Annotated in this window: 16 protein-coding genes; 12 read left to right on the forward strand and 4 right to left on the reverse strand. The window is 50.6% G+C overall.

Annotated elements, in window-relative coordinates; all coding sequences use genetic code 11:
* Positions 1–4 precede the first annotated feature (4 nt).
* From HMPREF0636_RS03630 to HMPREF0636_RS03640, 3 genes are read right to left on the reverse strand one after another with little or no spacing between them, the layout of a single operon-like run.
* On the reverse strand, positions 5–1,162 hold the full coding sequence (locus HMPREF0636_RS03630; protein WP_044168574.1) for a glycosyltransferase family 4 protein: 1,158 nt from the start codon (positions 1,160–1,162) through the stop codon (positions 5–7).
* Between the two features lie 48 nt (positions 1,163–1,210).
* Entirely contained in the window at positions 1,211–1,795 is a 585-nt protein-coding gene (ruvC, locus tag HMPREF0636_RS03635) for a crossover junction endodeoxyribonuclease RuvC (RefSeq protein WP_044168575.1), read from the reverse strand.
* 5 nt (positions 1,796–1,800) lie between these two features.
* Entirely contained in the window at positions 1,801–2,115 is a 315-nt protein-coding gene (locus HMPREF0636_RS03640; protein ID WP_044168577.1) for a DUF4286 family protein, read from the reverse strand.
* An 813-nt stretch (positions 2,116–2,928) separates the two neighbouring features.
* Between HMPREF0636_RS03640 and dnaE the strand changes: the two genes are divergently transcribed.
* From dnaE to miaB, 9 genes are all read left to right on the forward strand, one after another.
* Positions 2,929–6,642 carry a DNA polymerase III subunit alpha gene (dnaE, locus tag HMPREF0636_RS03645; RefSeq protein WP_044168659.1) on the forward strand — a complete coding sequence of 1,238 codons (3,714 nt, stop codon included), beginning with the start codon at positions 2,929–2,931 and terminating at the stop codon, positions 6,640–6,642.
* Positions 6,643–6,677: 35 nt separating this feature from the next.
* A complete protein-coding gene (gene trxA / locus HMPREF0636_RS03650) occupies positions 6,678–6,992 on the forward strand; it encodes a thioredoxin (protein ID WP_005467424.1) in 315 nt (104 codons plus the stop codon).
* Between the two features lie 155 nt (positions 6,993–7,147).
* Positions 7,148–8,206, forward strand: a complete 1,059-nt coding sequence (locus HMPREF0636_RS03655) for an acyltransferase family protein (protein ID WP_044168579.1) — start codon at positions 7,148–7,150, stop codon at positions 8,204–8,206.
* A 673-nt stretch (positions 8,207–8,879) separates the two neighbouring features.
* Positions 8,880–9,584, forward strand: a complete 705-nt coding sequence (locus tag HMPREF0636_RS03660; RefSeq protein WP_005467427.1) for a succinate dehydrogenase/fumarate reductase cytochrome b subunit — start codon at positions 8,880–8,882, stop codon at positions 9,582–9,584.
* 52 nt (positions 9,585–9,636) lie between these two features.
* Positions 9,637–11,580 (forward strand): fumarate reductase/succinate dehydrogenase flavoprotein subunit, encoded by a 1,944-nt coding sequence (locus HMPREF0636_RS03665; protein ID WP_044168581.1) that lies wholly within the window; start codon positions 9,637–9,639, stop codon positions 11,578–11,580.
* A gap of 21 nt (positions 11,581–11,601) precedes the next feature.
* Positions 11,602–12,357 carry a succinate dehydrogenase/fumarate reductase iron-sulfur subunit gene (locus tag HMPREF0636_RS03670; RefSeq protein WP_005467429.1) on the forward strand — a complete coding sequence of 252 codons (756 nt, stop codon included), beginning with the start codon at positions 11,602–11,604 and terminating at the stop codon, positions 12,355–12,357.
* 394 nt (positions 12,358–12,751) lie between these two features.
* Positions 12,752–13,021 carry a 30S ribosomal protein S15 gene (gene rpsO, locus HMPREF0636_RS03675; protein WP_005467430.1) on the forward strand — a complete coding sequence of 90 codons (270 nt, stop codon included), beginning with the start codon at positions 12,752–12,754 and terminating at the stop codon, positions 13,019–13,021.
* Positions 13,022–13,240: 219 nt separating this feature from the next.
* The gene (locus HMPREF0636_RS03680) at positions 13,241–14,050 is read left to right on the forward strand and encodes a hypothetical protein (RefSeq protein WP_044168584.1); all 810 of its coding nucleotides are present in this window, start codon (positions 13,241–13,243) and stop codon (positions 14,048–14,050) included.
* 531 nt (positions 14,051–14,581) lie between these two features.
* Positions 14,582–15,979, forward strand: a complete 1,398-nt coding sequence (gene miaB, locus HMPREF0636_RS03685; protein WP_044168585.1) for a tRNA (N6-isopentenyl adenosine(37)-C2)-methylthiotransferase MiaB — start codon at positions 14,582–14,584, stop codon at positions 15,977–15,979.
* Positions 15,980–16,289: 310 nt separating this feature from the next.
* Here the strand turns inward: miaB and holA are convergent, their stop codons facing one another.
* Positions 16,290–17,291 carry a DNA polymerase III subunit delta gene (gene holA, locus HMPREF0636_RS03690; protein ID WP_044168586.1) on the reverse strand — a complete coding sequence of 334 codons (1,002 nt, stop codon included), beginning with the start codon at positions 17,289–17,291 and terminating at the stop codon, positions 16,290–16,292.
* Between the two features lie 65 nt (positions 17,292–17,356).
* On the opposite strand from holA, the gene HMPREF0636_RS03695 reads away from it, so the two are divergent.
* From HMPREF0636_RS03695 to efp, 3 genes are all read left to right on the forward strand, one after another.
* Positions 17,357–17,812, forward strand: a complete 456-nt coding sequence (locus tag HMPREF0636_RS03695) for a type I restriction enzyme HsdR N-terminal domain-containing protein (RefSeq protein WP_044168588.1) — start codon at positions 17,357–17,359, stop codon at positions 17,810–17,812.
* A 60-nt stretch (positions 17,813–17,872) separates the two neighbouring features.
* The gene (locus HMPREF0636_RS03700; RefSeq protein WP_052328731.1) at positions 17,873–19,273 is read left to right on the forward strand and encodes a DUF2851 family protein; all 1,401 of its coding nucleotides are present in this window, start codon (positions 17,873–17,875) and stop codon (positions 19,271–19,273) included.
* A 250-nt stretch (positions 19,274–19,523) separates the two neighbouring features.
* On the forward strand, positions 19,524–20,093 hold the full coding sequence (gene efp / locus HMPREF0636_RS03705) for an elongation factor P (protein WP_005467438.1): 570 nt from the start codon (positions 19,524–19,526) through the stop codon (positions 20,091–20,093).
* Positions 20,094–20,241 lie beyond the last annotated feature (148 nt).

Here is a 20,241-nt window from a genome sequence, read left to right on the forward strand (position 1 = left end):
AGTCTTATTTCTTTTCTTTGGTCAATGACTGGAAGAGAGCATCCCACTGAGGAAGGATTACCTCAGGGCTAAAGCGATGAGCGTTAGCTTTGGCAGCTTGCCCCATCTTGTATCTCAGTTCTTCGTCTTCCATGAGTAGGCTGAGCTTTTCCGCAAAGGCGTGCCTATCTCCGTACGGGACAACGAATCCAGGTGCTTCAATAGCATCACAAATTACATCACGTGCACCGCAGTGGAAAGCATAGCATATTGAGGGTAATCCCACCTCCTGTGCCTCCAGAAGAACCATAGGGAGCCCTTCAGAGTGGGATGTCATAAGAAGGATGGAGGATTGCAGATACTCTTGCGTAATCGTGTTCGTTGGAGAGTAGAAGTGGCAGCTTGTGTCAATCTTTAAGGCTCTAGCCCGATCCTCTAGGCTTTGTTGCAGGTAGCCATCTCCGAAGAAAACAAGTTCCCAGTCTGGATGTTGCGCAGAGACTATTGCCCATATCTCTAAGATTTCATGGAGATTCTTCTCATGACTAAAACGAGCAACTACAATACATCGCTTGTTAGAAAGTGGAGCTGTAATATCGGAGTGAATGGGGACAATGTTATGAATCACTTGCAGGTGCTTGATTTTTCCATCCCAGAACGAAGCATCCTCTTTTGTTAATAGTTGCATGCAATCATAGCGAGAAGCATGCGATGCGAATGAACGTGTCGCCCACCAAGCCATAAGGCGGCGTAGGTAGTTTTTTGAAGAGAATCGATGCTCTTTTTTTATGTTCCCAAATGACCCGTGGTGTTCTCCTACCTTGACGCTACCATCTTTGATGGAGTGCAGGAAGGAAAACTCATGATAGCCCGTTGATATAGTGATATCAGGCTGTGCTTGCTTGAGGTATTCCGTGAGGAGCTTTCTGTGATGCTTTCTATGTTTATAAAGGTGCCAGTACTTCCTTAGTCGAGATGTCCCATCTATCTCATCATAATTGATAGATAAATCTACTACATGAATAGATGGATTGAGGAGGAAGAAAGGCTCCCGTCTAGATAGGTCAGTGACGACAATGGTGACATCATGCCCCTGCTCTGCAAAGTAGTTTGCCTTCGTTGTTGTGACACGCTCCATCCCTCCAGCGTGATGGAGGCTCTTGATGCAATAGACTATTTTCATTTTCTTCAGACAGATTTTTAAGCTAAAAGCATTTGGTACAAAGGTTGTTTAGCTCTTTTGACCTTTGATACGAGTGGGGTTTTGACGGACGAAGTCTCTCCAGGTCTTCGCTGCACCTGCACTGCTAGAGGTTAAGGGGGAAGAAGTGAGGAAGTGATGACAAAGAGCTGCAGCAAGACCATCCGTGGCATCTAGCTCCTTGGGCATATCCCCTTCGGGTATTTTTAGATAACGCTGGAGCATCCCTGCTACTTGCTCTTTTGATGCCGCTCCGTTGCCAGTGATAGCTTGCTTGATACGCATTGGGACATATTCGGTGATGGGGATGTCGCGCGTTAGGGCGGCAGCCATAGCTACACCTTGGGCTCGGCCGAGCTTGAGCATACTCTGCACATTCTTGCCGAAGAAGGGGGCTTCGATGGCGAGCTCATCAGGATGATACTCATCGATGAGCCCCAGCACACGATCAAAGATACGACGCAGGCGCAGATAATGGTTGTCGAACTTATTCAGATTAATCGTCCCTAGGGCGAGGAGCTTTGCCTCTTGCCCTTTTACCTCGAGTAGGCCATATCCCATGATGATGGTGCCTGGGTCTATGCCCATGATTATGCGCTCAGAGACGTGCTTCATCCTGCCTAACCGACTTCCTCCATTATGGTGCTGAACCCAATAACAGCTTCCCCGAAGCGTGCGACGAGAGCCTCTGCCAGACGTAGCCCAGTATTGGAGAGGACGTCCTGTAGATGGTACTCTGTCGGTGTATAGAAGTGCAAGGCATAGCTGATGCTGTCTACCTCTTCACCCTGCTGACGGATGCGGTGCAGGCGAAGGCTTCCTTCTTTGATGAGGTCATCCTGAGCTAAGGCAGGGAGGTAAACCTCTTGCATAAACTCCAGAAAAGCACCCTCCGAGAGCGGTGCCATGACAAAGGTCGTATTATATAGGATCATCCAATACTTGGGTTAGTATGCAGAATTTGTAAGACAAAGTTACCCTTATTCTTCATAACTAGGCTTAGATGAAAGGGAAACATTAAGGGCTGATACATATGGATGATGATGAGTACGTCGTATAATAATCCCTTTGCTAAGATGGTCTGTCACCTCCCTTCATAAAATCCCCAGATACGGGGTTTGTGAAAGGGTGGTAAAGACTTACTATAAGTCGTTGTAACGAGTTACCATAACTCTCTTCGACGAGTTACCATAACTTTTCATCACGAGTTACTATAACTCTTTGTGACGAGTTATGGCAAGTCGTCAATTCGTGTTTTGGTGATCTTTGTATTTGATTGTGTATGAGTTTCCTATAAGCTCCTCCTCATCCATGGCCTTCGCCAGATTGGTGAGCTCTGAAGCGATGTGAATAAATGCGACCTGCACCCCTTTTCAAGGACTGACCTAGGAGCAAAAGCATTTATCAGCTCTCTCCAATCTAGCTATTAGACTTGGACCTGTAGTGAGAGGGTAGCTCTTTATACTTCAGTCATGGAATAAGATCCCGTGTGCTAGGACTGCCCTTCCGTAATTGCAATCGATGGGCATGTGGTGAGGGCTACTCTACGCCTAACGATGCAATGAGGGGAAGATGCTCCAATAAAATATGTCTGGAGGTGCCGCCTCTGGAGTTGATGGAGACGGGTATGTGGGGAAGGGAATACAAGGATTTACGGTAACTTTGTGCCTCAAAGAAAGGAGATGCGCAGGTCGTATCGCTTTCTCTGAATGATACGTAATCCGGATTTACAGCTTATGGCTACAGATATGCAACGCTTTGTACACCTGCATGTGCACTCTCAGTTCTCTCTCCTAGACGGACAAGCCTCAATTAAGGGTCTTGTCGATAAGGCAATCCAGGATGGGATGAGTGGTATCGCCCTGACTGACCATGGGGCAATGTTTGGTATCAAAGAGTTCTATAATTATGTAGCCAAAAAGAATGACCCAATTCTCTCAGAAGTAAAGAGGCTGAAAAAGGAGATACAGAAGCTTGAGGAGAAGGCGGAACGGACGACCGAAGATGAAGCTACATTGGCTGATCTACGAGAGAAGTTAAAAGAGGCTGAGGCAAAGCCTTTATTTAAGCCCATCCTAGGCTGTGAAGTCTATTGTGCGCGTCGCTCACGGTTCAAGAAAGAGGCAAACGTCCCCAACCCCTACCGACCTAATCAATCCATAGATAATAGTGGCTGGCATCTTGTCTTGCTGGCTAAGAATATCACGGGATACAAGAACCTTATTAAGATGGTCTCTCGTGCATGGATTGATGGCTACTATTATCGTCCACGCATCGATAAGGAGCTTCTAGAGAAGCATCATGAGGGTATTATTGTCTCCTCTGCCTGCTTAGGAGGAGAGATCCCTCAGCACATCATGCATGGGAATATAGAGGAAGCAGAGAAGAGCATCCAATGGTTCAAGGGGATCTTTGGTGAGGACTTTTACCTTGAGCTACAACGACACAAGACCGATAATCCCCTCGGGAACCAAGAGACCTACGAGAAACAACAACAGGTGAATGCTGTCCTGCTGGAGCTAGGGAAGAAGCATGGAGTGAAGGTGATTGCGACAAACGATATTCACTTCCTGAATGAAGAGGATGCCGAGGCACACGATCGCTTGATTTGTCTGAGCACGGGGAAGGATCTCAACGACCCCAAGCGCATGCGCTATAGCAAGCAGGAGTGGATGAAGACGACGCAGGAGATGAATGCCTTGTTCGCAGACGTCCCTGAGGTACTTGCCACGACACAAGAGATTTGTGACAAGGTGGAGTTCTATAGCATAGACCATGGACCTTTGATGCCTGACTTCCCTATCCCTGAGGAGTTCGCTTCGGCAGATGAATATCTGCGCCATCTAACCTATGAGGGGGCAAAGCGTAAGTATGGTGACGAGCTAACAGAGACTGTACGTGAGCGTATTGACTTCGAGCTGGAGACGATTGCAAATATGGGCTTCCCTGGGTACTTCCTCATCGTGCAGGACTTCATTGCTGCGGCACGTTCGATGGGGGTCTTCGTGGGGCCTGGGCGTGGATCGGCGGCGGGCTCTGCTGTGGCCTATTGTCTAAACATTACGGATATTGACCCTATTCGCTACGACCTCCTGTTTGAGCGTTTCCTCAATCCTGACCGTATCTCGATGCCTGATATTGATGTGGACTTCGATGATGACGGGCGAGCGGATGTCTTGCGGTGGGTAACGGAGAAGTACGGTTACGAGCGAGTAGCACATATCGTGACCTATGGTACGATGGCAGCCAAGAGTGCTATTAAGGATGTGGCACGAGTGCAGAAGCTCCCCCTCTCTGAGAGTGATCGCCTTGCCAAACTCATTCCAGATAAGATACCCGATGTCAAGTCCGTAAACATTCCCGCTGCCATCAACTTCGTGCCAGAGCTTCGCCAGGCTTCGCTTAGCCCAGATCCCCTGGTACATGATACGCTGAAGTATGCGCAGATGCTGGAGGGGAATATTCGCAGTACGGGGGTGCATGCCTGTGGTATCATCATCGGGAAGATGGATATCAGTGACGTCGTCCCACTTAGTACGGCGGAGGATAAAGCTACAGGCGAAAGCCTCCTCGTTACACAGTACGAAGGCTCAGTGATCGAGTCCACTGGGCTTATCAAAATGGACTTCCTCGGTCTAAAGACCTTGTCTATCATCAAGGAGGCTCTGCATAATATCAAGAAGCGCAGAGGGGAGGAGATTGACATTGATACCATATCAAGGGAGGATGAGAAGACATATGAACTCTATCAAGCTGGTCGGACGATAGGTACCTTCCAATTTGAGTCTGCGGGTATGCAGAAATACCTCCGAGAGCTCCAGCCTACGACCTTTGAGGATCTGATAGCGATGAATGCCCTTTATCGTCCAGGGCCGATGGAGTATATCCCGGATTTTATTGAGAGGAAGCACGGGCGCAAGGAGATTGTGTACGACCTCCCTTGCATGGAGCGATACCTGAAGGATACCTACGGCATCACGGTATATCAGGAGCAGGTGATGTTACTCTCCCGAGAGATCGCAGACTTCACCCGAGGACAATCGGATGAGCTTCGTAAGGCGATGGGGAAGAAGCTCAAGGATAAGATGGAAGCGCTCAAGGTGAAGTTCTTAGCGGGGGGAAGTAAAAAGGGTTATAAGGAGGACATCCTAGAGAAGATATGGGCTGACTGGGCGAAGTTTGCGAGCTATGCGTTTAACAAGAGCCATGCTACCTGCTACAGCTGGGTGGCGTATCAGACAGCCTACCTCAAGGCAAACTACCCCGCAGAATACATGGCGGGTGCCCTGAGTCGTAACCTAAACAATATCACGGAGCTGGTGAAGCTCATGGACGAGTGTCGGGCAATGGGGATTGCGGTCCTCGGGCCAGACGTCAATGAGTCTGACTATAAGTTTTCGGTCAATGCAGAGGGGAGCATCCGCTTTGGGCTCAATGCCATTAAGGGCGTAGCTAGCTCTGCTGTGGATATGATTGTTGCCGAGCGGGAGAAGGATGGCCCCTTCGTCTCCGTCTTTGACTTCTTTGAGCGTATTTCCTCGAGTGTTGCCAATAAAAAGACTTTGGAGAGCCTTGTCTTCTCTGGAGCATTTGACAGCTTTGGTTTCCCAAGAGAGCTGTATCTAGCTCCAATGGAGAGTGGGGAAGACTCATTCCTCACCGCCCTCGTGCGCTATGGACAGGTTGTGATGAGTGAGCAGGGGCTGAATGAGGCCTCCCTCTTCGGGGGGGATGAAGATGCTCTGCAGATACCACGCCCGACGCCACCGAGCATTCGCCCAGAGTTCTCGGATCTCGAGCGCCTCAATAGGGAGCGGGACTTGATTGGGATTTATATTTCGGGCCATCCACTAGACCCATATCGCGTAATCCTAGAGTGCTACTGCACACATCGCACGACAGAGCTTAGTGACCTAGCTGCTGTTGGTGAGGGACGTCAGGTGAGCTTCGGTGGATTGATCTCGAAGGTATTCCAGGGTATGACTAAGCGTGGAGATCCCTATGCTCGTATCACGGTCGAGGATCTTGCAGGCTCGATAGATGTCGCCTTCTTTGGAGAGAGCTATGCCAATCATGCCAAGTATTGCATGAAGGGCTTGTATGTGCTCCTATCAGGTACGGTACAGAAGAGACGTTATGGAGATGAGCTGGAGCTCAACATACAGCGTATCGACTTACTCTCCTCTGTAGCAGCGAGCCTAATTACCTCTGTACACCTTGTCATCGACGTGCGTACTATCAGTGAAGAGATTATAGCGGAGCTAAGCACTCTACTCGCTCCTGTGGTGGCAAATCCTAGCGATGAAAACAATAAGGGTGCCGCCATGTTATCTATTCGTATCACAGACGGTACAGGGCGAAACGATGTCGAGCTTTCTTACGATCGTAACCTCATCGCTCCCTCGCCTGTCCTCTTGGATTTCTGCCGTCTGCATGGTATCCAGATGACGGTAAATAAGTAGCATATATCACCTATTAATAACGAAAGGAATAAATCATGGCACTAGAAATCAACAGCCAAAACTTCGAGACCCTTATTGCTGATGGCAAGCCCGTGGTAGTGGACTTTTGGGCCACATGGTGCGGTCCCTGCCAGATGGTAGGTCCCTTCATCGAGCAACTTGCACAAGAGTATGAAGGTCGTGTGACGATCGGGAAGTGTGACGTCGACAAGGACGAAGAACTCCCCAGCCGCTTCAGCGTGCGTAATATCCCCACGATCCTCTTCATCAAGAACGGCGAAGTTGCTAAGAAGCTCGTCGGAGCACAGAGCATCGACGTGCTGAGGAAGGCGGTCGAAGAGCTGCTCTAATCCCTTTAGGATTACATAACGGATCCCCCTGTGAGGCGCCTGCTTCACAGGGGGATCCTCTTTTTAGACCTTTGGGTGGGGGGCTCATCGGGGGTGAGTAATATCTCTTCGTCGTATCTTTGTGTATCGTAATCACTTAAGACAAGGCAAGGAAGATGAGCTACTCTGCTACCCCCAGCACCCTACCCAAGGAATATACTATTGCCATCAAGGGCATCCTCTCGCTCTTCATCGTTGGTACACACCTCTGTGCTACGTGTGCGCCCGGTGAGGCCTCCCTTTGGCTACAGCTCTGTAGTGCTCTCACTCCCCTTGCTCTTGCTTTCTTTTTCTTCTTCTCGGGCTTTGGCCTCATGACACAGCTGAGGTTGCAGGAGGCACGCCAAGGGGGAGCCCTTACGAAGTATTGGTCGGGTTGGCTTAGGAAAAGGCTCTGGGGACTGGTTAAGCCCTTCCTCTTTTTCTTTGTTCTGGCTCATCTGCTCACGATTGTTGCCCAAGGGGTCGATACCTTTACATGGGGGGCGTTGGGAGAGAGACTCCTAGCCTCTTGGTCTGGGCTGAGGTATGGGGTGATTGGCCCGCCCTATCCGGCTTGGTTTTTGGGTGAGCTCTTCTTCCTCTATATTTTCTTTTTCCTCGCCTTTCGCTGGGGCGTGAAGCGATGGATTGCGCTCCTCTTACTCGTGGGGCAGACGCTTGCCCTTATACTCTTTGCTTCGCGAGCTGAGTTCGGTGGCTATTGGCTCCGTTACCCTCTTTGCTTTGCTGTTGGGGTGGGTTTTGCTCTGTGGGAGCAACCGATCTATGGGTTTATGAAGCGATACCTTGCCCTTTCGATCCCAATGCTACTGCTCGGGATGGTCTCTTATGTCCTCGGGATTGTGGCACCTGGACTACAGGCACGCTTTTTCATCGATACATACCAAGCCTCGCTCTTCTTGCTCCCGATCCTCCTGATGACCCTTGCCAAAGCCCTAGGTTTGACGAACCTTTTTCTGGCTCATCAGCAGGGGAAGATGGGGCGTTCCCTTCTCCTTTTGGGCGATATTTCGCTAGAGGTATATCTTCTACACATGTCCTTCGTGGAGCTTTTCCATAGCCCTGTGCTTTATATTCATTCTGTTTGGGGCTACACGCTGGCAACCTATGGAGCAACGCTCCTCGGAGCTTATCTCATTGCCCGCTATCTGCGTCCACTAGTGAGAGGGTAGAGGAGTAGGCTGTCGAGGGAGGAATGCCTGCCGTGGAAGGGAGGACAAGTAGCACAGCTGGTGAGGGTGTGCGTCTCCTACCTCGCTAGCATAGATTCACTGCATAGCCTAAATGAGTGAATGGGGGAATGCCGCCATGCGTCCTTGGTCTTATTGAAAATACCTCACACCCTTTTATCAAAGCCTTTTGCTCCATCGCCTCAAGAGAGTCATGAGGTTGCGTGGATGACTCTCCCCTAAAAGCATCGAATTAGGTAACGAGGAAACCTCTCGGGAGGTATCCCCGTAAAGTCAGGAGGGGTATCCCCGTAACCTCCTCAGAGGTGTCCCCGATACCTATTGAGGGGTGTCTGCTCCTGCTTGGGAAGCCTTCTCCCGATGGTGAAGGGAGGTCATACAGCAATGTGGTTAGCCTTTTTTAGGTAGAAAAACATAGGGCTTTTCCTGCTTTCACAGCCGAATATACCTAGATATGGTGATGGAGGTTCGTACGATTATGCCTTTTTTTCGCTAATAATAGTACTTGATATACCTAATTGATTTATCTTTGTAGTGCGTTGGGGTGACTACGCCGTGTCGCTGGGAGGATCAGCAGAGGAGATAATGGCATGTGGCACGTCACCTACCCTTGGAGATGCATAAATAGATAAACAACAGTATAAACAGAACTTGTATGTCGTGGTTAATCAAATCTTCGATCGGGCGTAAGTTGGTCATGAGTATCTCAGGGCTAGCACTTATCCTGTTCTTGACCTTCCACATGTCGATGAACCTTGTGGCTCTTTTCTCAGAGGAGGGTTACAACGCTATCTGTGAATTCCTCGGGGCGAATTGGTACGCGCTTGTGGGGACGATGGGCTTGGCCTTCCTCTTCATCGTGCATATCGTCTATGCGTTCATCTTGACCTATCAGAATCGTAAGGCACGAGGCAACGACCGCTATGGCGTTGTAGACAAGCCTAAGGGCGTAGAGTGGGCTTCGCAGAACATGATGGCCCTCGGTGTGGTCGTCATCCTCGGGCTGGCACTGCACTTCTTTAACTTCTGGGCTAAGATGCAGCTAGCCGAGATCATCGGTCAGCATGACCTGGGTATCGATGGGGTGTCAGGCCCTACGGATGGTGCTGGGCTCATTCGCTACACCTTCTCTAATCCTATTTTTGTCGTGCTATACCTCGTATGGCTGGTTGCGCTGTGGTTCCACCTGTCACATGGCTTCTGGAGCTCGCTACACACCATCGGGTTCAACAATAAGATTTGGTTCAACCGCCTACGCTGCCTCTCGAACGTTTACACAACGATCATCGTCCTAGGCTTTGCCGTTGTCGTACTGTATTACTTCATCCAATCCCTTTGCGGGGGTGCTTGTGGTCTCTAATCGTTAGCGATAAAGACACTACACGCGATCCATTATCAGTCATATAAACACTATGTCTCAGATAGATTCCAAGATCCCCGCCGGCCCATTGGCCGAGAAGTGGACCAACTATAAGGACCATCAGAAGCTCGTTAACCCTGCGAACAAGCGCCGCCTCGACATCATCGTTGTAGGAACGGGGCTGGCAGGTGCCTCCGCTGCTGCTTCGCTGGCAGAGATGGGATTTAACGTCCTGAACTTCTGTATCCAGGATTCTCCTCGCCGCGCACACTCGATTGCGGCACAAGGGGGTATTAACGCTGCTAAGAACTACCAGAATGATGGTGACTCCGTCTATCGTCTCTTTTACGATACGATCAAGGGTGGTGACTACCGTGCCCGTGAAGCGAATGTCTACCGTCTAGCAGAGGTCGCGAACAGCATCATCGACCAGTGCGTGGCACAGGGCGTGCCTTTTGCTCGTGAGTACGGCGGTCTCTTGGACAACCGTTCCTTCGGGGGCGCACAGGTCTCACGTACGTTCTATGCCCGTGGTCAGACGGGACAGCAGCTCCTACTCGGTGCTTACTCAGCCCTGAGCCGTCAGGTAGGGAAGGGTGCGGTGAAGATGTACACCCGCTACGAGATGCTCGATGTAGTCATCATTGACGGACGCGCACGAGGTATCATCGCTCGTAACCTAGTCACTGGGAAAATTGAGCGCTTCGCTGCTCATGCGGTAGTAATCGGGACGGGGGGCTATGGTAATGCCTTCTTCCTCTCCACCAACGCTATGGCCTCCAACGGGTCTGCAGCTTGGCAGTGCTATAAGAAGGGGGCTTACTTCGCTAACCCCTGTATGGCACAGATCCACCCTACCTGTATCCCTGTTCATGGAGAGTTTCAGTCTAAGCTCACGCTGATGTCTGAGTCGCTCCGTAACGATGGTCGTATCTGGGTGCCCAAGAACCTAGAGGATGCCAAGAAGCTCCAGGCTGGCACGCTACGTCCTACCGAGATCAAGGAGGAAGATCGTGACTATTACCTCGAGCGTCGTTATCCAGCCTTCGGTAATCTCGTCCCTCGTGACGTGGCTAGCCGTGCGGCTAAGGAGCGTTGTGACGCTGGCTATGGTGTGAATAACACAGGTCTGGCTGTATTCCTAGACTTCTCTTCGGCTATCCAACGCCTCGGTAAGGACGTTGTAGAGGCTCGCTATGGGAACCTCTTCCAGATGTACGAAAAGATTACCAACGATAATCCCTACGAGACTCCTATGATGATCTACCCTGCTATCCACTACACCATGGGTGGAATTTGGGTAGACTACGAGCTGATGACCTCCGTACCAGGGCTCTTTGCTATCGGGGAGGCTAACTTCTCCGACCATGGTGCTAACCGCCTCGGGGCTTCAGCTCTGATGCAGGGGCTTGCTGACGGGTACTTCGTGCTACCCTATACCATCCAGAACTATCTGGCAGACCAAATTCAGGTGCCACGTTTCAGCACAGACTTGCCCGAGTTTGATGAAGCAGAGAAGGGTATCCAGGATCGTATCAACCGCCTGATGTCCGTCAAGGGCTCACAGTCGGTAGATAGCCTGCACAAGAAGCTTGGTCACATCATGTGGGACTTCGTAGGTATGGGACGTGAGCGTGAAGGTCTGGAGAAGGCCATCGTTGAGCTCAAGGCGCTCAAGAAGGAATTCTGGAGCGATGTCCGCATCCCAGGTAAGGCTGATGATTTGAATGTTGAGCTAGAGAAGGCTCTCCGTCTGGCTGACTTTATCGAGATTGGCGAACTGATGGCTCGTGATGCTCACGACCGTGAGGAGAGCTGCGGTGGTCACTTCCGCCTCGAGCACCAGACTCCCGAAGGTGAAGCTCTTCGCCATGACGATAAGTTCGCTTATGTCTCCTGCTGGGAGTATCAAGGTGAAGACCAGGATCCTGTCCTCTTGAAGGAGCCTCTCGACTACGAGTTTGTCGTACGTCAGCAGCGTAATTATAAGAACTAACCCTTAGCCATTACACGTACAATGGACAAGAATATTAACATCAAGGTAAAGGTCTGGCGCCAACGTGGTCCCGAGGTACAAGGGGCTTTCGAGACGTATGATCTAGAAAATATATCGCAGGGAAGCTCGTTCCTAGAGATGCTTGACATCCTCAACGAGCAGCTCGTGCGCCAAGGGAAGGAACCCGTCGTCTTCGATCATGACTGCCGCGAAGGGATCTGCGGGATGTGTTCACTCTATATCAATGGTCATCCCCATGGACCCGATGACAGTATCACTACTTGCCAGCTACACATGCGTCGCTTCAACGATGGCGATACGATTACCATCGAGCCCTGGCGTTCGGCTGGCTTCCCAATTATTCGCGACCTCATGGTGGACCGCTCGGCCTATGACAAGATCATCCAAGCTGGTGGTTTCGTGTCGGTCAATACGGGAGGTGTGCCTGATGCCAACGCAATCCCCATCCCTAAGGCCAACGCTGATATGGCAATGGATGCCGCTGCATGTATTGGCTGTGGTGCTTGTGCCGCTGCTTGTAAGAACGGCTCTGCCATGCTCTTCGTTTCTGCAAAGGTTAGCCAGCTAGCCCTCCTGCCACAGGGACGTGTCGAAGCTGCTCGTCGTGCAAAGGCTATGGTAGCTAAGATGGATGAGTTGGGCTTCGGGAACTGTACCAATACCCGTGCCTGCGAGGTGGAGTGCCCGAAGAATATCTCGATCTCGAACATTGCCCGTCTGAACCGCGAGTTCCTTGCGGCAAAGTTCAAGGACTAAGTTTTCATGCCAAGCCTCTGAGCAAAGGTTTGGAGGCTTGATATCCAATCTCCTCTTAATTAGGCTCTACTTCCTTTGAGTATGAGTTTCAGTCTCTCTTAGTGTGCCATCGCACTGAGAGGGTTTGAGTGAGGAGGATTATTTGATCCTTTTGAGAGACTAGAGCGTCTCTTCACAATAGGTTAGATTGATGTAGTATCGCCCGCCCTGATGAGTCCTAGGCTTATCACGGTGGGCGATCATCTTTTATCATGGGGTGATGAGGAGAGAACAGGGTGATATGTTTCATTCTTTGTATCTTTGCGCCACGATCCGATGCGTCGTTTGTCTTCCTCTGAGGGAGTGATAGCTTGCGACGGCGGTATTTTGTTTCACTATTTAAGTACTAGTATTTATGTATCTAGATTCAGCTAAGAAGGCAGAGCTCTTCGAAAAGCATGGTAAGTCCGCCAAGGATACTGGCTCACCTGAGAGCCAGATCGCTCTCTTCACTTTCCGCATTGCCCACCTAACGGGACACCTGCAGAAGAACAAGAAGGATTACAGCACCCAGCGTGCTCTAAAGATGATCATCGGGAAGCGTCGCCGCATGCTCGACTACCTCCAGAAGATTGACATCGAGCGTTATCGTGCCATCATCAAGGAGCTAGGCATTCGTCGCTAATCTCAGTGACTACTCTTCGCTAGCTCTAGAGGCTAGTGACCCCAAGAGGCGGTACCCAAGTGGCATCGCCTCTTTTTTGTGTTTGCCCTAATGGTCAGTTATCGCCTTTCACTATGTTCTATCATTGATTTTTAGAGCAAAAAGAATATCTTTGTGGCCTTGAGTTGTGACCTTGGAAAGTCATATAAGTAAAACCCTTACGTAATATTATCAATAAAGATGAAGAGAATCTTTACTCTACTCCTCTCCCTTGTGCTAGCTTCCTCTGCCATGGCACAAAAAGAACACTTTGACCCTAGTAGCTGGGGATTACTCGATGGGAAGACGATCGTTAAAGCGAATATCACAAGCCCAATCTTCCGTAACTATAGCTTCGCAGCAGAGCGTATCCTTACCCCTGGCCTCGGGGTACAGCTTGCGCTGAATACAATGCCTCGTGGGGGGCTACCTCTTGTCCCAGCTGAAGGGACTCTAGGTCTAAGTGAAGAGTACTCCTTAGACTTTGGGCTGAGCTCGTTTGCTCTCACTCCAGAGCTTCGTTGGTACACAGGTGGAGGCTATGGACATGGCTTCTATCTCATGGCTTACTATCGCTTCCAGAACTATGGCCTCTCGAACTATAGCTACGACTTCCATGTGACGCCAGAGTCGGGTAGCAGTGCTACGGGGACACTTGTTGTCGATGGCAAGCTCTCTACGCATTCCTTGGGCTTTGGTCTCGGGGTGCAGTGGCTACTCGGTCGGAATAAGAATATCGTCCTAGACTGGAATATCCTAGGTGCCCATATCGGACAGGGAAACCTAAGCTTCTCGGGGAAATACTTCATGTGGGCAGGAAGAAGACTTACTCAGAGAGAGATTCAGTCTCTGAAGTCGGAGATCCTTAATCCCTTGGATAATCTTGCTGTCATCAAGCAAAGGCATACGGAGCTTGAAGTGGATGAACATAACCAGACTGTTGAGCTAAAGAACCTTGCTACACCTTGGGCATTCTTCCGCATGTCCGTATCGGTAGGTTTCCGCTTCTAGGCCAGGATCCACTATCTAGAGCGAAAGAAATAGCCTGCACGCTACCATAGCGTGTAGGCTATTTCTTTATTGTGGTGATAAGTAAGTTCAGTAGAACACCCTCCACAGCTTAAATATACTCGCTGATTGGGCTTAGATAGGAAGGGATATAGGCTGTACAAGCTCCAAATAAATAGGGGATAGCTAGTCTTAGGTATTGAGAAGCCCGCAATTTATTTGAGGGAACTGAAGTAAACAAGTAAGAGAAATGGGGTAGCGGGGAATGAGGATGGAGTATAAAAACAGCGGAGCCAGCTTCCCAGCTGACTCCAACCTATTAACCAAAACCTTAACTATGAAAAATCTTACATTTTCACCACAAATATAAAGGAGAATATTTGAACTACCAAATACAAGGTATACGAAGTCTCTATTTATATTGGTGCTGTGTAGGGGCGAAATCTAGGTGATGGAGCCACTGATGATGTGTTTCTCCCTGCATCGTAGTACTTTTGCACTCACAAGTATAATGTATCACTTAATAGTCCTTTTATGACGAGAAACGAGACGGCGGACTCTAAATCCGCTTCGTCCCTTAGCGAAAAGCGTGTTTATATCGAGACCTATGGCTGCCAAATGAATGTAGCCGATAGTGAAGTCGTAGCGTCTATCATGCAGATGGATGGCTACCACCTGACCGAAGATCCAGAGCTTGCAGATGCGGTGCTTATCAATACTTGTTCGGTACGAGATAATGCAGAGCAGAAGGTACTCAACCGCATTGAGTATTACCACTCGATCCGTAAGAAGCGGAAACGGAGCCTGACGATTGGGGTCTTGGGCTGTATGGCTGAGCGTGCGAAGGGAGAGCTGATCGAGAAGCACCACGTCGACCTAGTCGTCGGGCCAGACAGCTACCTAGACTTGCCGAACCTAGTTGGTGCGGTGGAGCGGGGCGAGAAGGCAATCAACGTTGAGCTCTCTACCAGCGAGACCTACAAGGATGTGATGCCTCTGAAGATGAGCGGTGTGCATATCTCGGGCTTTGTATCCATCATGCGTGGCTGCAATAACTTCTGCTCCTATTGCATCGTGCCTTATACACGTGGTAGGGAGCGTAGCCGTGAGCTAGAGAGCATTATTCGAGAGGTAACAGATTTAGCCAGCAAGGGCTACCGAGAGGTAACACTGCTGGGGCAAAACGTGAATTCTTATCGCTTCGTAGATGGTGATCGGGTTTATGACTTCGCTGATTTGCTGGAGGCTGTGGCACTGGCGGTACCTGGTATGCGTATCCGTTTTACTTCCCCACACCCCAAGGATATGGATGACAAAGCCATCCGCACGATGGCGAAGTATCCCAATATCTGTAAGCATATCCACCTGCCTGCTCAGTCTGGGAATAACCGCATCTTGAAGCTGATGAAGCGTAACTACACGCGCGAGTGGTACCTTGAGCGTGTTGCTGCCATTCGTGCCGTTATGCCTGACTGTGCAATTACCTCGGATCTTTTCTGTGGCTTCCATGACGAGAGCGAGGAGGACTTCCAGGAAACCCTGAGTCTCATGCGTGAGGTGGGTTACGAGGCATCCTTTATGTTTAAGTATTCTGAGCGCCCTGGTACCTACGCCGCTAAGTACCTGGAGGATAACGTGCCTGAGGAGGTGAAGATCCGTCGCCTGCAGGAGATGATTGACCTGCAGAGCCAGCTGTCGCTAGAGAGCAATCTTCGTGATGTGGGGCATGTGGTTGAGGTGCTGATAGAGGGCTTCAGCAAACGCTCTCGTGAGCAGCTCTTCGGTAGGACACAGCAGAATAAGGTTGTGGTCTTTGACAAGCAAGGCTATCGTATCGGGCAGTACGTCCAGGTACTCGTTGAGAGTGCTACGGCAGCGACACTTCTGGGGAAGCCTGTCCAGCCTGCCGAGGGCTACGTACTGGCCCCTTAGCTAGAGATGTCAGTTTAATAGAGGAGCCATCCCCCTCCATGGATTACTAGGCCATGGAGGGGGATGGCTCTTTTATTTAGTCTTTCTGCGAGGGGGAAAATTGAGTGAATGTGTGTAGGATGGTAGAGAGAAGGTGTGGGGGAAATAAAAGGTCACTATTGGTGCAGATAAAAGACTGTTGTAGGGAGAGTAGACAGTTGTTTTTGGGGTAGAGTAAAGAATCGCTCTTGGCGTAGGTAGAAGGAGGGATATTGGGCAGAGTAGAAGGTCGTCACTAGGATAGGTGAGTTATCCCTACCCTCAGCTCGCTCTATACGGAGAGGATTGTTGCTACCAGCTCTTTGTAGAGCTCAGAGGTGGGGAGATTAGCGTCTACACCCTTGGAGGCTGCGTCAATCATCCTCAGGTGATGCACGATGGCATAGACTTGGGCTGCGGAGTAGACTCGGCGGGCTTGGTCGTAGTCTCGTGCTGCATAGGGTGAGAGCTTTAGGGCTTCGGCTATAGTGCGCTCGTTGGGCTGGTTTAGGTAGTACACCGCCATTAGGTTCGAGAAAAAGCCAAAGAGGGTAGCGAGAGTAATCTGTATGGGGTGGCTTCGCTCATTGGCAGCAAAGTAGAAGGCAATGCGCCAAGCACGCTGAACATCTCGCTTGATGAGGGCAGAGAGGAGCTCGAAGTTATTGTACTCCTTGCTCACCCCCACATAATACTCGATGATTTCGGGAGTGATAACCTGTGTTCTCCCTTGTAGAGCAAGGGTGATTTTGTCTACCTCCCCAAGGATTTTCTCTAGGTCATTCCCCGTGGCCTCAGCCATGAGGGAGGCTGTGCGCTGGTCGATGGATAGCCCTTTTGTCGAGAAGCTCTTTGTGATAAAATCGGGGATCTTGGAGTCGTAGATACGTGTAGACTCGTAGACGGTATCCTCTGCTTGGAGTGTCTTGTAGAGGGATTTTCGCTTATCAGGTTTTTTCTTGTAGCACAGCACGAGGCATGTACTCTGAGGGAGGTCGTTGATATGGCTTGCAATCTGCTCGATGTCTCGCACTTGCTGTGCCTCCTTCACGAGGACAAGTACCCGCTCCCCCATCATCGGGAAGCGCAAGGCATCGAGGAGGATGTCCCGAGCAGATACATCTGCACCATAGAGGACGGAGAGGTTGAAGTCTTGCTCATCCGCAGGGATAACCTCCGAGAGGAAAAGCTCCGCCAGTTGGTCGATGAAGAGCGGTTCATCCCCTGCGATGAGGTAGACGGACTTCAATGCCCTCTTCTTGATGGACTTCGCAATATCCTCGTAGGTAGCCATATCGACAATTATTGTATAACTTCGTGTGTGCCTCTCTGGAGGGTACACGCTAGACAAAGATAAGAATGATAGAGCTAAATCTCCCTACCTACCCCCTGCGCCTCACGAAGAAATACGGCAAGCCTTATATCTATGATGACCTACGCCATCGGTTTGTTGCCCTCACACCCGAGGAATGGGTACGCCAACACTTCGTCCATTACCTATTGGAGCATCTGGGTTACCCTCGTGAGTTGATGATGAATGAGGTTTCCCTTGTAGTAGGCCTAACGAAGAAGCGTTGCGATAGCCTCCTTTATAGCCGAAGTCTCACACCTCGCTTACTCATCGAGTACAAAGCTCCACACGTACCCCTGACGGAGGAAGTCCTGCAGCAGATCTTGCGCTACAACTATACCCTACGTGTGCCTTACCTCATTCTCTCCAATGGGATAGAGCATCTAGCCTGGCACCTTGACTACGAGCAAATGACCTCTAGCCCCCTCGACCATATCCCTCACTATACCGAGCTGGTTGACTAACCTTTTACTCCGCTCCCTTCGGCACTCTTTACCACCCCTTGCTTACGCCCTTCCCTTTTTATGGAGGCCTTCCTGCACTACGTTTGGCTCCGACGTCTCTATTGCGAACTTATCCCGACAGGTAGGCTTGCAGGAGCAAAGATTGAGGTCATTGACCCCGGAGAATTAAACCGAAATGCCGGGCCAGATTTCTTCCTCTCCAAGGTTAAGATCAATGGTCTGCTCTGGGTAGGCTCTGTGGAGATTCATCACGCTTCCTCCGAATGGTTCACGCATCATCATGACGAAGACCCCGCCTACCATTCGGTAATTCTTCATGTCGTGGAGCTGGATAATCGGGAGGTATCTCTCCCCTCTGGTGAAGGTATGCCGACCTGCCTTCTCATGGTGCCCGATGCTCTACGTCCAGAGGCAACCAACCTTGTTTCATTGTCAAATAAGCTCCCATGTGCAGGAGGTGAGAAGGGGGGCAAAAATCCTCCACTCTCTGGTGTAGAGACAGAGGTGAAGGACGTGTGGCTACACTGCCTGCTACACGCTCGCCTGCGAGAAAAGACACGTGCTTTCCAAGACCTTTTGCTTCGTGCATCAGGTAACTGGAATCAAGCCTTCTATACACTCCTGCTCCGCTATTTTGGCTTTGGGCTAAATGCAGAGGCCATGGAGCGTCTTGCCTTTGCGTTGCCCTACGCTACGCTCATGAAGCACCGAGACCATCCCGACCAAGTGGAGGCTCTGCTCTTGGGGCAAGCAGGGTTACTCTCTGTGCTTCCCACGGGTGACTACGCCGAGCATCTTGTGGAGGAATACACGTTCCTAAGGCATAAGTATTCCCTTAGCCCCTTGCCCGAGGGGACATTTCAGAGAGCGCGCACCCGACCAGCGAACCTGCCCGAGCGTCGTCTCGTACAGCTCGCTACGTTACTCTCTGCCTCGGACTTCCTTCCCGACCGCTTCCTGCACCTCACTACACCCGAGGAGGCCTATGCCTTGCTCCAACATCCGCTCTCTGAGGCTTGGGCAGCGTGGGATAAGGGGCAAGGGGGATGCCTCTCGAGGAAGGCCTGTGACCTCTTGCTCATCAATGTGCTGGTGCCCTATCGCCTTGCCTATCGCCTCCGCTATGGAGCTTTGCATTCCTCCGTTCCCTCTCTCAAGTCTCTCCCTTCTGCTTCCTCTTCCTCTCCCCTCGCTGTGGCTGGATTTTCCTCTTCAAGTCAAGAGGGAGATCCCCATCCTAATTCAGCAGGAAGCCCCTCCCACGAAGCCCCCACAGACACCTACCCAGAGCTGATGCTCCTTCAGGGTATTTCAGCAGAGGACAATCGTATAGTCCGACTCTTCGCCGATGCAGGCCTGCAGGTGAAGACTGCCGCAGAGAGTCAGGCGCTCCTCCACCTGCATCGCTTCTATTGTACCAAGGGGCTTTGCTCCGCTTGTCCCTTCTCTCACTTGGGCTAATGCTCTATCACCTACCCTAGCTCTGCTCTACCCTTTCCCCTGTAACCCCTCAGGAGGTATCCCCGTAACCTCTCGAGAGGTTACGGGGAAAACTCCTATGAGGTATTGGGGATACCTCTCGACAGGTTTCCTCGTAACCTTAGGGGAGGAGCGAATGGGCGGAGAGGAAAAGTACTGGGTATGGGGCATTTGGGGTAATTTTCCTATTTTTGTGGGGAAAAAGAAAATAACATCCTTTAGTTAGATATTTATGGCTACTACAGCAGATTTCCGTAATGGTATGTGCCTTGACATCGATGGGCAGTACTACTTCATCGTGGAGTTCCTTCACGTTAAGCCGGGTAAAGGTCCAGCTTTTGTTCGCTCAAAGCTCAAGAACGTCTCCACAGGACGTGTCATTGATAAGACTTGGAACAGCGGTGTGAAGGTCGAGGAAGTGCGTATCGAGCGTCGCCCATACCAGTACCTATATAAGGACGAAATGGGGCTGAACTTTATGCATCCAGAGACCTTCGAGCAGATCTCAATCCCTGAGGCTGTCATCGATGGCGTCCAGTTCCTCAAGGAAGGGGATACTGTAGAGGCGATGGTTCATGCAGCCTCCGAGACTGTCCTCACCTGCGAGTTGCCAGCACATGTGACCCTTCGTGTGACTTATACCGAGCCAGGTCTCAAGGGCGATACCGCTACAAACACGCTGAAGCCCGCTACGGTAGAGACGGGGGCAGAGGTGCGTGTGCCTCTCTTCATCAACGAAGGTGAGCTCATCACCATCGATACACGTGATGGCTCGTATGTGGGTCGTGTGAAGGAGGCTTAGTCACTCCATCCCTAAACGACAAGGCCGTGCACCTCAAGCGAGATGCACGGCCTTGTCGTTGCTATGTGAAGCTGTAAATTATGGAAGGCTAAGGGAGAGGATACAGGACTAAGACAAATGAAAGGTGGGGTGTACGGCAAGGGAAACA

Source organism: Porphyromonas catoniae ATCC 51270 (assembly GCF_000565015.1).
Lineage (GTDB): Bacteria > Bacteroidota > Bacteroidia > Bacteroidales > Porphyromonadaceae > Porphyromonas > Porphyromonas catoniae.

What these genes read in the sequence shown, in the direction of transcription:
- miaB (WP_044168585.1), top strand. Translation starts at nt 14,582, where the DNA reads ATGACGAGAAACGAGACGGCGGACTCTAAATCCGCTTCGTCCCTTAGC.
- HMPREF0636_RS03680 (WP_044168584.1), top strand. Translation starts at nt 13,241, where the DNA reads ATGAAGAGAATCTTTACTCTACTCCTCTCCCTTGTGCTAGCTTCCTCT.
- HMPREF0636_RS03670 (WP_005467429.1), top strand. Translation starts at nt 11,602, where the DNA reads ATGGACAAGAATATTAACATCAAGGTAAAGGTCTGGCGCCAACGTGGT.
- HMPREF0636_RS03660 (WP_005467427.1), top strand. Translation starts at nt 8,880, where the DNA reads ATGTCGTGGTTAATCAAATCTTCGATCGGGCGTAAGTTGGTCATGAGT.
- HMPREF0636_RS03695 (WP_044168588.1), top strand. Translation starts at nt 17,357, where the DNA reads ATGATAGAGCTAAATCTCCCTACCTACCCCCTGCGCCTCACGAAGAAA.
- efp (WP_005467438.1), top strand. Translation starts at nt 19,524, where the DNA reads ATGGCTACTACAGCAGATTTCCGTAATGGTATGTGCCTTGACATCGAT.
- HMPREF0636_RS03655 (WP_044168579.1), top strand. Translation starts at nt 7,148, where the DNA reads ATGAGCTACTCTGCTACCCCCAGCACCCTACCCAAGGAATATACTATT.
- HMPREF0636_RS03700 (WP_052328731.1), top strand. Translation starts at nt 17,873, where the DNA reads ATGGAGGCCTTCCTGCACTACGTTTGGCTCCGACGTCTCTATTGCGAA.
- dnaE (WP_044168659.1), top strand. Translation starts at nt 2,929, where the DNA reads ATGCAACGCTTTGTACACCTGCATGTGCACTCTCAGTTCTCTCTCCTA.
- ruvC (WP_044168575.1), bottom strand. Translation starts at nt 1,795, where the DNA reads ATGAAGCACGTCTCTGAGCGCATAATCATGGGCATAGACCCAGGCACC.
- HMPREF0636_RS03665 (WP_044168581.1), top strand. Translation starts at nt 9,637, where the DNA reads ATGTCTCAGATAGATTCCAAGATCCCCGCCGGCCCATTGGCCGAGAAG.
- trxA (WP_005467424.1), top strand. Translation starts at nt 6,678, where the DNA reads ATGGCACTAGAAATCAACAGCCAAAACTTCGAGACCCTTATTGCTGAT.
- HMPREF0636_RS03630 (WP_044168574.1), bottom strand. Translation starts at nt 1,162, where the DNA reads ATGAAAATAGTCTATTGCATCAAGAGCCTCCATCACGCTGGAGGGATG.
- HMPREF0636_RS03640 (WP_044168577.1), bottom strand. Translation starts at nt 2,115, where the DNA reads ATGATCCTATATAATACGACCTTTGTCATGGCACCGCTCTCGGAGGGT.
- rpsO (WP_005467430.1), top strand. Translation starts at nt 12,752, where the DNA reads ATGTATCTAGATTCAGCTAAGAAGGCAGAGCTCTTCGAAAAGCATGGT.
- holA (WP_044168586.1), bottom strand. Translation starts at nt 17,291, where the DNA reads ATGGCTACCTACGAGGATATTGCGAAGTCCATCAAGAAGAGGGCATTG.